Annotated in this window: 9 protein-coding genes; 2 read left to right on the top strand and 7 right to left on the bottom strand. The window is 71.9% G+C overall.

Translation table 11 applies throughout. The annotated features are described in order from the left end of the window. Nucleotides 1-2: 2 nt before the first annotated feature. The 6 genes from addA to ACSQ2B_RS24765 form a co-directional block, all read right to left on the bottom strand. Nucleotides 3-3479: a double-strand break repair helicase AddA gene (gene addA, locus ACSQ2B_RS24740; protein ID WP_436054071.1), complete on the bottom strand. Its 3477-nt coding sequence runs from the start codon at nt 3477-3479 to the stop codon at nt 3-5. Beyond that, the gene (addB, locus tag ACSQ2B_RS24745; RefSeq protein WP_436054072.1) at nt 3476-6649 is read right to left on the bottom strand and encodes a double-strand break repair protein AddB; all 3174 of its coding nucleotides are present in this window, start codon (nt 6647-6649) and stop codon (nt 3476-3478) included. The genes addA and addB overlap by 4 nt, the downstream gene beginning before the upstream one ends. Further along, on the bottom strand, nt 6646-7365 hold the full coding sequence (locus tag ACSQ2B_RS24750) for a nucleotidyltransferase family protein (RefSeq protein WP_436054073.1): 720 nt from the start codon (nt 7363-7365) through the stop codon (nt 6646-6648). The genes addB and ACSQ2B_RS24750 overlap by 4 nt, the downstream gene beginning before the upstream one ends. After that, nucleotides 7362-8453: an N-acetylmuramate/N-acetylglucosamine kinase AmgK gene (amgK, locus tag ACSQ2B_RS24755; RefSeq protein ID WP_436054074.1), complete on the bottom strand. Its 1092-nt coding sequence runs from the start codon at nt 8451-8453 to the stop codon at nt 7362-7364. The genes ACSQ2B_RS24750 and amgK overlap by 4 nt, the downstream gene beginning before the upstream one ends. Beyond that, complete coding sequence (tsaE, locus tag ACSQ2B_RS24760) at nt 8450-8944, bottom strand: tRNA (adenosine(37)-N6)-threonylcarbamoyltransferase complex ATPase subunit type 1 TsaE (RefSeq protein WP_436054075.1); 495 nt, start codon at nt 8942-8944, stop codon at nt 8450-8452. The genes amgK and tsaE overlap by 4 nt, the downstream gene beginning before the upstream one ends. Before the next feature lie 187 nt (nt 8945-9131). After that, the gene (locus ACSQ2B_RS24765) at nt 9132-10004 is read right to left on the bottom strand and encodes a GNAT family N-acetyltransferase (protein ID WP_436054076.1); all 873 of its coding nucleotides are present in this window, start codon (nt 10002-10004) and stop codon (nt 9132-9134) included. A 308-nt stretch (nt 10005-10312) separates the two neighbouring features. Here ACSQ2B_RS24765 and ACSQ2B_RS24770 point away from each other — a divergent pair, with 308 nt between their 5' ends. Beyond that, on the top strand, nt 10313-10555 hold the full coding sequence (locus ACSQ2B_RS24770) for a DUF2188 domain-containing protein (protein ID WP_436054077.1): 243 nt from the start codon (nt 10313-10315) through the stop codon (nt 10553-10555). 105 nt (nt 10556-10660) lie between these two features. After that, nucleotides 10661-11296 (top strand): hypothetical protein, encoded by a 636-nt coding sequence (locus ACSQ2B_RS24775; RefSeq protein ID WP_436054078.1) that lies wholly within the window; start codon nt 10661-10663, stop codon nt 11294-11296. Nucleotides 11297-11402: 106 nt separating this feature from the next. Here the strand turns inward: ACSQ2B_RS24775 and ACSQ2B_RS24780 are convergent, their stop codons facing one another. After that, on the bottom strand, nt 11403-11699 hold the full coding sequence (locus ACSQ2B_RS24780; protein ID WP_436054079.1) for a hypothetical protein: 297 nt from the start codon (nt 11697-11699) through the stop codon (nt 11403-11405). Between the last annotated feature and the right edge of the window lie 81 nt (nt 11700-11780).

Consider the following 11780-nt stretch of genomic DNA (forward strand, 5'->3'; position numbering starts at 1 on the left):
TATCAACCGCCGCGGCCAAGCTGGGCAAGGCTTTGGGCCATCAGGTTTTCTGGAACAGGCATCAGCTTGGGCCCATCGGTCCAGATCAAGGCAGCTTCGACGCGCCGGCCGGGGAAGACCTCGGCCAGCACCGCGGCGTAGACCGCCATCTGCCGCAGATAGGCCGGATCGGCATCCTCGATGCGGGCGGGCGAGGGGCGGTTGGTCTTGAAGTCGGCCACCAGCACCCGGTCGGGCAGCACCACCAGCCGGTCGATGCGGCCGGAGATCTTCAGCCCCGTGGGCAGGGCCTTGGCCGCCCCGGCGATCGCCACCTCCGCGCGCGAGCCCTCGCCGAACACGTCGGCGAAGCGGGCGTCCTGCAGCACGGCGAGCGCGGCCTGCGCCATCTCGACGCGCTGGGCCTCGGTGAGGTCGCGTTCCCGCGCCAGCAGGGCGGTCGCCCCGGCGGCCCGCTCCGCAGCCGGGAGGTCCGGCAGGATCTGCAGCAACCGGTGGATCAGGTCGCCGCGGCGGAAGCGGCCGAGGCCCGCGGTCTCGGCGAGCGGCGAGGGCGCGGCGGCCTTGAGGGATTCGCCGAGGTCCGAGGGCGAGGCGTAGCGGGCGAAGGCCTCGGCCTTGGGGTCCTGCGCGATCCAGCTTGGCGCGGCGTAGCTCGGCTTCGCGCCGATCGCCGACGCGCCGAGGCGATCGGGGTCCGGACCATAGCGCTGAATGTCGACGCCGGAGCAGGCCGTCGTGCTGACGTGCGGAGCGATGTTCGCATGGGCGAAGCCGGCGCGGATCGCCGCCCACCACCCTTTCAAATTCTCTTCCTTGCGGTTCGCCGGCCGCTTGCCGCAGATCACCAGCCGCTCGCGCGCCCGGGTCAGAGCCACATAGAGCAGGCGCAGCGCCTCCTCCTCCTCCTTCTGCACGCGCAGGGCGCGGGCCGCGGCCGAGGCCTCGCAGTCGCCCTTGCCCGAGGCGCACCACAGGAAGCCGCCGTCCGGGGTCTCCATCAGCGGCGAGCCGCGCGGGGGCTGCTGGCTGGTGGTCTCCGGCAGGAAGACGATCGGCGCCTCCAGGCCCTTGGCGCCGTGGGCGGTCATCACTCGCACCTCGTCGCGGCCGCCTTCCAGTTCGCGTTTCACGACGATGTCGAGGCGGGCGAAGTCGGCGGCCAGGGATTCCAGGTCGTGCACGCCGCGGGTTTCCGCCGCCAGCACCTGGGCGAGGAACTCCTCCAGCGCGTCCTCGGCCTCCGCGCCCAGCCGGCGCAAGAGGCGCGCGCGCATCGAGCGGCCGCCTGCTGCTCCACCTGGGGCGTCGCGCCGGGCCAGCGCCTGGGCGTAGAACTCGAACGGCCGGCGCACGCGGCCTTCTTCAATCAGCCAGCCGAGCAAGGCCGCGGCCGCCGCCCACTCCGGCCGTTCGTCGGCGCGCCGCTGCAGCGTCGCCCAGAGCCCGCCCTTCCGGTCGTGGGCGAGGGCGTAGAGGCTCTCGTCGTCGAGCTCGCAGAAGGGGCTGCGCAACAGGGCCGCCAGCGTCAACTCGTCCTGCGGGAAGAGGGCGAAGCGGGCCAACGCCAGCAGGTCGTCGAAGATGATGTGTTGCGACAGCGCGAGGCGATCTGCGCCGGCGACGGGCACGTCCGTTTGCTTCAGCGCCCGCAGGATCTCCTCGAACAGCGGCCCGCGCTTGCGCACCAGGATCAGCACGTCGCCGTACTGGGCCGGCCGCCACTGATGGTCCTTAGGCAGACTGCGATCGAAGACGGCGTCGCCGCGCTCGACGGTCTCGCGGATCTCGCAGGCGATGGCGCGGGCGAGCTGTTTGTTGGCGCTGGTCTCCGCCTCGACGTCGAGCGGCGTGGTCCAGGCGGTGCGCTCTTCGCTCTCCGGCTCGTCGACCAGCGGCCAGAGGTCGACGCAGCCTTGGTGACCAAGGCGCATGGCCGGGTGGGACAGGGCCTCGGGCGAGGGCGGCACGCCGCCGGCGAAGACCGCGTCGACGAAGCCCAGCACCTCGCCGGTGGAGCGCCAGGAGGCCTGCAGCGGCACGTGTTCAGCCCGGCGTCCCGAGGCGTGGATCTCCGCCACATAGCGGGTGGTCTCGCTGACCAGCCGGGCCGGGTCGGCGCCCTGGAAGGAGTAGATCGACTGTTTCTCGTCGCCGACCACGAACAGGGTGCGCTCCAGCGCCCGGGTGCGCGGCCGGCCCTCGCCGGAAAAGAACTCGCCCGTCAGTGCACGGACGATGTCCCACTGGTCGGGGGCGGTGTCCTGGGCCTCGTCGACCAGGATGTGGTCGATGCCGCCGTCCAGCTTGAACAGCACCCAGGCGGCGGCCTGGTTCTTCGACAGCAGCGCCTTGGTCTTCTCGATCAGGTCGGCGAAGTCGAGGCCGCCGAAAGCCTGTTTCTCGAAGGCGTAGAGGGCCAGATAGGCCGCGGCCAGGCGCAGGGCGTCGATCGTGCTGACCGCCACCCGCGCGCCGCGCAGCCGTTCGCGCAGGGTCTCCAGCCGGATCTGTTCGTCCAGCAGCCGCGCCCGCAGGCCTTCGTGCTCGGCCAGTCCTTTGGTCGTGGCGCACCATTTCGCCGGCGTGCCCTCGCCGCTGTCGATAAATAGGGCGCCCAGCATGTCGGCGAGGGTCGCGTCGGAGGCGGCGGCGATGGCGGCGAGGTCGCCGGCGCATGCCTGATCGCGCTTGCCGCGCTGGGCCAGCACCCGGGCGGCGTCGCGCCACAGGCTCCGGTCGAAGCCGGCAAGCGCTTCGGCCTCTACGATATCGGGGGTCACGCCCGGCTCGACATCGGTCGCCGCCCAAACCCAGTCGATCGCGCCGTCCAGGTCGCCTTGCTGAGCGAAGAATTCCCTCAGCTTGCCGCGGCGCGCCTCGAAGTCCCGGAACATCTGCTGGAATGAGCCGAAGTCCAGCTCGACCGACATCCGCGCATAGGCCATGGCGATCTCGCCGGTATCGCGCATCGCGCGGTCGGCGACGGCGGCGCGGGCGGCGGTCGCCACGGCGGCGCTGGCGGAATCGTCCATCACCCGGAATCCGGGCGAGACACCGGCCTCGAGCGGAAAGCGCCGCAGCAGCTTTTCGCAGAAGGCGTGGATGGTCTGGATCTTCAGCCCGCCGGGGGTCTCCAGCGCCTGGGCGAACAGGGCGCGGGCCTCAGACAAGCGCTTTGCGTCGTAGCCGTGCCCTGGGAGCCCCTCGAGCTCGCCCAGCTGGGCCGTCAGCTCGGCGTCGGCCATCACCGACCAGTCGCCCAGCCGGCGGTAGAGCCTGCGCTGCATCTCGGCGGCGGCGGCCTTGGTGTAGGTGACGCAGAGGATGGTCTCGGGCTTGGCGCCGTCGAGCAGCAGCCGGGCCACCCGGTCGATCAGGGTCTTGGTCTTGCCGGAGCCGGCGTTGGCGCGGACGAAGGCCGAGACCTGCGGGTCGGCGGCGGTGCGCTGCGGGTCGTGCAGCAGATGAACGCTCACGCCTCCCCCTCCTCGCCGCTGGTGGACCATTCGAAGACCCGCGCCAGGTGGTCGTAGTCGCCGTGGTGCTGGCGCACGAACTGCGGGGCGGTGCGCGAGGCGTAGACCTGGAGGGGATCGAAGTAGCGGCGCAGCAGCTCGCGCAGGCCCTCCAGCGCCTGGTCCGCCGCCTGAGCGCTGTCGGGGATCTTGTCGCCGGCCCCGCCGGGAAGCGCGCGCAGCTCCTCGCGGCCGGCGGGCTTGCGGCCGGTGACCTCCAGATAGGTCAGCTCGCCGGGCTTCAGCCGGCCGATCTCCTCGAACCCCCCCGCGGCCAGGATGGCCGCGGTCAGCGTCAGCTGAGGGGAAAAGCCGGTGTCGACCATCCTCTGCGAGGGGGCGCGGCCGGTCTTGTAGTCGAGGATGTGGCCGTATCCGTCGGGGTCGGCCTCGATCCGGTCGGCCTTGGCGGTGAGGATGAAGGCCTGGCCGTCGATCACGATCTCCAGCCGGCCTTCCTTTTCGACGTGCAAAGTCCGGCCGTCGGCGCGGCGCACACGCTCCAGCTCGGCCACCCAGGCGGCGGCTTCCCGGGCCAGGGCCGCCTCGCGGGCGAGGCCTTCACGCGGCATGCCGGCGGCGCGCAGCTCTTCGAGATAATACCCGGAGAAAATTTCCGCGGTCGCGACTGGCAGGTCGCGCGGGAAGTCCAGGGCGAAGCGTTCGAAGGCGGCGTGGATGGCGGTGCCGCGCGCGCGGGCCTCGACCGGCTCGTCCGGCCGCTCCATCGGGAAGAGCTTGAGGATGTCGCGCGCCCAGACCGAATAGGGATCCCGCGTCAGGGCCTCGACCCGGGTCACCGCCAGCCGCCTCGGCCGATGTTCCAGCGGTGGGCAAGGGGCGGGCGGCTTGGCCGGGGCGTAGGCGTCAGGCGCATCGAGGCCGCGGGCCCAGGCCAGCAGCTCCGGCCGCTCGGAGATCGGCACGCCCGCGCCGCGGGCCAGGGTCTCCAGCCGCCAGAGCCAGCGCGACTTCACCGCCGGCTGGGCCTCGCGGCGCTCGGCGTGCAGCAGCACCACCTCGGGCGCGCAGGCGGCCTGGGCGAAGTCGTGGGCCGAGAGGCCGACGCGGCGCTCGGGCGCCGGCAGGCCCAGCCGCTCGCGCATCGGCCGCGACAGGAAGGGATCGACCGGCGCAGATCTTGGCCAGACGCCTTCCTCCAGCCCCGCCAGCACCAGCCGATCGGCCCGCACCAGCCGCGCCTCGATGGCGCCCAGGATGCGCAGCCGCGGCTGGGTCGCGCCGCCGGCGCGGACGGTCTCGCCCTGCATGAGCTTTTCCAGCAGGTCGGCGTAGCCGCGCGCGGTGACCGTCGGCAGGCCTTCGCCCTCGCGGATCAGGCCGGAGAGCAGCCGGCTCATCGCCTCGCCGCCGAAGCCGCTCCAGAGGTCGCCCGGCTGGTCGTCGGCGTCGCGGGCGAGGGCCTCGAGGGTTTCGGCGAGAACCCGCGTCGCCTCGGGCGGCGGGACGTCCGAACGCCCCCTCCGTCCCGCTTCGCGGTCCACCTCCCCCGTTTCACGGTGGAGGATCTGGGCCGAAGATGCTCCACCGCTTGCGAGGGAGCTGTCGCGAAGCGACTGAGGGGGCGTTTCGGCGTCGAAGACGTCCGCCAGCGGCGCAAGCGTGGTGCGGAGACGAGTTAACAGCGTCTCAGCCGCGTCGATCTCCGAAGCGCGCGCCGGCGATTTGGCGCGCACCGCTTCGAGCTTCGCCGCCAGCGCGTCCCACCCGTCGCTGCGGGCGCCGCGCAGGCCATGGCGCTCCAGCGCCTCGGCCTGGACCGCAAGGTCGTCCGGCGCGAGGCCCAGGCGCACCAAGGGGTGTTTCAGCACCGCCAGCAGGCTCACCGGATCGGTCGGGTCGACGGCCAGGCGGGCGACCAGGGCGGCCAACGCCCCGGTCCGACTGCCGGCCAGCGCCTCGCCGGCGGAGGAATCGGGGATCACGCCCCAGCGCGCCAGCTTGGCGGTCACCCGCCGCGCCAGGGTCTGGTCCGGCGTCACCAGGGCGGCGGTGCGGTCCGGCGTCTCCAAGGCCTCGCGCAGCAGCAGGGCGGCGACGGTGGCGGCCTCTTCCTCGTTGCGGGCGCTGACCAGCGACAGGCCCGCGAGACCGGCCGCGATCGGATCGACGCCCTCGCTGGCGCCTTCGTCGCGCAGTTGGGCGATGGCGTGCAGCCAGTCGGCGGTGGCCTCGGCGGGGCGCAGGGCCTCGTTGATCACCCGCCGGCGCCAGCGCGCCTGGGCGGCGAAGCCCCGAGAGGCCTGCCAGGTCGCGACGTCTTTGCGGTCCACGCCCGCCCGGCTCAGCAGCCGCCGCATGGCGCCCTGCGGATGCTGTTCGCCGACCCGCACCCAGGCGTCCTCCGCCAGGCTGTCGTCGAGGCCGGGCAGGACCACGCAACCCTGGGGCGCCTCGGCGATCACCCGCAGCAGGTCGGCGGTGGCCGGCGCCGTGCCGGTCGAGCCCGCCGCCACCAGCACGCCTTGCGGCGGCCGCAGGGTCCAGGCCTGGGCCAGTTTGCGCAGCAGCCGCACCCGGCGTTCGGAGACGTCGATGACGCCCAGGTCCGCGAGGCGATTGGGCCATTCGCGCAGCGCCGCCTCCAGGAAGTCGCGGGAGACCCGCCAGTGCTCGGCGAGGTCGGCCTCGACCAGGTCGGCCAGCCGGTCGCCGGCCTCGATCTCCTCGATCTGCAGGCTGTCGAGGAAGCCGCCCAGGGCGTCGGAGAGCTCCAGGGCCGAGGCGGCGGTCAGCTCGCGGCCAGGCAGCAGGTCGGCGTGGTCGGTGACCAGCCGGGTGAGCTCGAACCGCCGGCGCAGCGGCTCGATGGCGACGGGAAGATCGAGCGCCAGGTCGCCCGGCTCGAACGGCGGCTCGCCTTCCTCCAGGTCGCCCAGCGGCCGCATCTGCGGCGGCAGCACGGCGCGGCCTTCAGCGGCTGACACGAAGGCGTCGGCCAGGGCGCGGGCGCCGCGGCGGGTGGGGGTCAGCACCGTCGCCTGCGAGAGCGCCTCGGGCCCCAGCGGGCTCAGCGCTTCGTGCAGGCCGCGGGCGAGGTCTTCGGCGAAGGGCCGGTGCGCCGGGATGTTGAACCAGCGTGGCGCGGGTCCGCCGAAGAGGCCGCTCATGCCAGACGGACCTCGGCCGCCTCCCGGGCTGCGGGATCGCCGACGTGCATCCAGAAGGCGTCCATCACCGCCCCGTAAAGCCGGCCGTCGGTCTGCAGCCGATGCCAGGTCGGCACGATGGAGAAGGGACCTTCCCGCGGCGCCGAATCGAGGATCTGCGGCTTCATGATGCCGAAGCCGACGTTGGCCAGCGGGGTGACGAGCTCGGGCGAGGCCGAATGGGTGAGCCGGCCGACGGCGTCCATCAGGAAGCCCTGGGGCCCCTCGAAACCGATCCCCCGGCCGCGCGAGACCAGCAGCAGCAGCAGGTCCATCGACTCCGGGTTCCAGGTGCGTTTCAGGGTCTCGAGCGGCGGCTCCACCGCATTGATCCACAGCGAGTCGATATTGGCGACGAACACCGGCGCCGCGCCCAGCAGCGGTCGGGCCTTCTGGATGCCGCCGCCGGAATCCAGCAGCTCGTCGCGCTCGTCGGAGATCAGCACCTGCACGTCGCGGCGCTTGGCCAGGTGCTCTTCCATCTGGTCGGCGAAATAGTGGACGTTGACCACCGCCCGCTCGACGCCGGCGGCGACCAGCTCGTCCAGCACCCGGTCGATCAGGGGCCGCCCGGCCACCGGCACCAGGGCCTTGGGCATGGTGTCGGTCAGGGGGCGCATGCGCGTCCCGAGCCCTGCGGCCAGCACCATGGCCGTCTTCGGTCCGGGCGTCGTCATGCGCGCGCCTCGACAGGGACGTGGGTGTCGAACCAGCGCTTCAGGCCGGCGAGCTGCGGATCTTCCAGGTTGCGCTCCAGATAGCGCCAGGTTCTCGGCATGTAGGCCTTGTACTGCGCCCGGCCCGCCAAGGCCTGGCGGGCGAACACCCGGCCCAGGATCCGCGCGGCGTTGGCGGTGGCCAGGGCGCGGTAGTCGGCGAGGAAGGCCTCGCGTTCCAGGTTCGGCCGCGCGGCCAAGAACCGGTCGAGCATGGCGGCCTCCAGCTCGGCGGAGACGTCGCGGCGGGCGTCCTGCAGCAGGTGGGTCAGGTCCCAGGCGGGGTGGGCGCGCAAGGCGTCCTGGAAGTCGAGCAGGCCGACCCGCGCCGCCCCCTGGCGCTCGGGCAGCCAGAGCAGGTTCTGGGCGTGATAGTCGCGGTGGGTGAAGACGGTCGCGCCGGTCTCGCCGCGGACCCAGATCGGGGCCCAGAGGGCCTCCCACTCGGCGATCGCGTCGGGCGTGAAGGCGGCGAGACCGGCGAACTGCGGCCAGAACTCCAGGAAGGTGTCCGTGCCGATCTTCAGCGCCAGGGTGTCGTAGCTCAGCAGCGGCCAGCTGGCGTCGCCGGCGGTCAGCACGGCGGGGGGCGCCTGCGCCTGCAGCGCCGCCTGGACGTCGACGGCGGCTTCGTAGAGCGGACGCTCGGCCTGGCCTTCTTCAACCAGGGTCGCGAACAGGCCGTCGCCCAGGTCCTCCAGCACCGCCAGGCCGGCGGCGACGTCGTGCGCCAGCACCTCGGGCGCCGAGAGGCCGCGGCTGCGCAGGAAGCCGGCCACCGCCACGAAGGCCGCCACCGAGCCCGCCGCCAGGCGCGAGGCGGCGTTGTAGCCGAGCGCGATCCGCTGCCCCGGCGTGGCGTCCGGGGGACAGACCGAGCTTTCCAGCGCCGGCGGCTGGTCCATGAAGATCAGGCGCGCGCCGTCGGGCAGGTGCAGGCGCTCGTAGGCGCGCGTGGAGGCGTCGCCGCTCAGCGGCTCCCGGCGCGCGCGGCCGAAGCCGTGGCTTGCCAGGAAGTCGGACTTCAGCGCCTCACGATCCGAACTCAAGTCCCCATCCCTCTCAAGTGGTCAGGCCCTCCCAAATCACGTCCCTCCCACGTCCCATGCGGCGTCAGCCGGGCTTCCCGGCCCTCTGCGCCGTCGTCCGAAAGCGCGATCACTATATCGAGTCGGTCGCGGGGCAGCCGGCCCTCGAGCCTTTCGGGCCATTCGATCACCGCCGCTCCGTCATCGAGCGCCTCGTCGAGACCGATCTCATAGGCCTCGTCCGGCGACGAGAGCCGATAGAGATCGAAGTGGGCGACGTTCAGCCGCGTCCCTTCGTAGAATTGCACGAGGGTGAAGGTCGGCGAAGGCACCTCCTCGTCCGGCGTGGTCAGCGCTCGAACCAACGCCCGCGCCAGCGTCGACTTGCCGGCGCCGAGCGGTCCCGACAGGCAGATCGCCTCCCCAGGCTGCAGGGCCGCGGCCAGCGCCCGGCCCAGTCCTTTGGTCGCCGCCTCGTCGGGCAGGGTGATGCTGGTCGCCTCAGAGCTCATGCGGAGGGCTTTAAGCCCTCTCCCCACCCAGTGGGGAAAGGGTTGGGTGAGGGGCGGCTGGACGGCGCCGTATTACCAATGTGAGTCCGAGGATCCTGGCGGCGCGAACGGCGGAGGCGGCGATGTGCGCGCCACCCCTCGCCCAACCCTCTCCCCACGGGGGAGAGGGCGATGACTGTGCAGGCCTTCATGCGAACGGTCGGTCCGCGTCGGCGGGCAGGGTCTCTTCGACGTAGGCCTTCAGCCGCGCCGTGGCCTGGACGGCGTCGCCCGCCAGGGCCTCCGGCGGGATCGGCGCCCCGACGGTGAGCTGAAACGCCTGGCCCTGCTTGTTAAGCAGTTCGTGGAAGAGGGTGATGTCGCGCAACTCCCCCGAGACCCGATGGAAGAGGTGGAACAGCCGCGACCACGGCCCTGCCACGTGGATCGGCAGGATCGGCGCGGCGTGCTTGCGCGCCACCGCGACCGGCGTCGACGTCCAGGGCGGGTCGGCCAGGCGTCCGTCCGGCTGCTGGCGGGCCAGCCGCCCGGACGGGAAGACCACCAGGCAGCCTTCGGCCTCCATCGTCGCGCGGGTTTGGACGAGGGTGCGCCGGGCGGTCTCGCGGGTCCGCTTGGCCTCGACCCATTCGACCGGGATCAGCACCTCGTCGAAGCGCGGCGCGACCCGGTGGGCGTCGGCGTTGGCGTAGAAATGGAGGTCGGGGCGGACGGACTTCAGCGCGTCGTAGGCGGCGACTCCGTCGGCGATCCCGGTCGGATGGTTGCAGACCACCACCAGCCGCCCCTGCGCCGGCGTGCGCTCGAGACCGCGGGCCGCGACCTCGAGCGCCAGCAGGTCGGAGACGTGGTCCAGGGCCGCGCGGCCCGGCATGGAGGCGATGGCGTCGGCCATGCGTCGGGCCTTCTGATAGTCGAGCAGGGCGTAGAGCAGCGGCCGAGCCGCCGGCCACAGCGGGCTCGCCGCAAGCTTGGGCGCGCGCTCGGCGATCAGCACGTCGACGATGTGCGGTTCGATCCTGCGGCGCGACAGGGCTGGAACGGGCGAAGCAAGCGTCATCTGCGCCAAGGATGCGCCGCGCCGGCGCCGGCGAGCAAGCGGGCTCGCGGCAGAGGGTTCCACGGTCACGTCCCGGAAAATCTACGGGTGTGTTCAAAACTTCTTGCATCGCGCCGCGCCAGCCTCGCGGTTACAAAGCCTCACCCTGTGGAGCCAAGAGGGGCCCATGCTGCGATGTCGAAAACTTGACGGCCGAAAGCGGCCCTGACGCAGCTTCGCCGCGCGAACGTCATCATGGCGTCGTGCAGCCTCCCTACACCGCATCCGCGAGAGGCCAAGCCGTCTCTCGTTAGTACAGGAGCTCAGTGATGGCTCTGAAAATTTCTGTTGTTCCCTTGGGAAGCGGCTGGGCCGTGCGTTCGTCCAGCTTCGAGAACGAAATGCTCTTCACCGCCGGCGCCAAGGCCGAAGCGGCGGCCCGCGAGCTCGCACGCCGTTATGCGGACCGTGGTCAGAGCGCCGAAGTGGCGATCTTCCTGCGCGACGGGGCGCTGGCCGGGCGCTTCCTGCATCCGGCCGCGCCGGGCTTCATGGACGCCTTGTCCGCCTAAAGCCCTGTCCGCCTGAAGCATGGCCGCTTGAGGCGGCCACCCTTGCCAACGCCCGCTCAGCGCCGCCTATTCCTACATCGGGTCTAGGCGAACGAAGGTTGCGGCATGCGACGATTGAAGCTGTGGGGCTCGGCGATCCTCGTTCTGGCGGTGATTGCCGCCGGCGTCTGGGCGGTGTGGAGCTTCGAGCTGCGCTGGCGGCCGAAGACCGTCACCAAGCACCAGGCCGAGATCGCCCAACTGCTGAAGTCGGCTGGCTGGGTCTCGCCGGGGCTGAAGGGCGAACCGCTCTACATGGTCTCGTTCCGCAGCTGTCCGGACAGCATCCGCTTCAAGACGGAGCAGTTTCCGCGACTTCATGCGGCGGGCGTCGACACCCGGGTGATCGAGATCGCCCGGCGCGACGTCGACGGCCTGGCCAAGTCGACCCCGATCGAGCGAGCGACCGTGGCGCAGCTGTGGCTGACCCGCGACTGGAAGCTGATGGAGGCCTGGGAATCCGTGCCCGTCGAAGCCTGGAAGGCGCCGGGGATCCCGCCCGCCGACGGCGATCTCGCCCGCACGGCGGTGGTGGAAGGCGGCCGCTCGCTGGTCGACGCGCTTCGCCCGCTGCTTAAGGACAACGGCGTCGACCTCCGCTACCCCACCCTCGTCTGGTGGAACGCCAAGGGCCAGATGCGCGCCTGCGCCTGCGAAAAGCGCGAGACCTACCGGTTCGTGCGCAAGGAGCTGGGGGTTTAGGCGCCTCACGCCGTGGCTGCGGCGAGCCCCCTCCACCCCTCCGGGGTCCTCCTCCCCCGTGGGGGAGGGGGACCGCGAAGCGGTGGAGGGGGCTCGCCGCCTAAGCTCAAATCCGCCGGCTGATGATGTCCTTGTTCAGCCTGCGGGTCTTGGAGCCCTGGCTGCTCTCAGCCTCGATGCGAAGCCCCTTGCGGCTGTTGTTGGACGAGAAGGTCGCGGCCTCGCCGGCCGGCTCGCCCCACTCCTCCTGCGGCCGGTCCTTCTGGCCGAGGTTATGGATGTCGACATTGGCCGGCGTCCCGGCGCCGAGGTCGCCGACTTCGCCGAGGCCCGTGGCGTTGCGGTCGTCGAGGCGCGAGCCGGGCGCGACGTCAGGATCGTGGCCGCGGTTTTCATCTGCCATGGGTAGGATCTCCTCTCCGTCGGAGATCAACCCATCTGAGCGGTCGCCGTTCCTTGCCTAATGTCCATTCGACGGCTAGGC

Origin of the sequence: Phenylobacterium sp. LjRoot225 (assembly GCF_964252855.1) — a bacterium.
GTDB lineage: Bacteria > Pseudomonadota > Alphaproteobacteria > Caulobacterales > Caulobacteraceae > Phenylobacterium.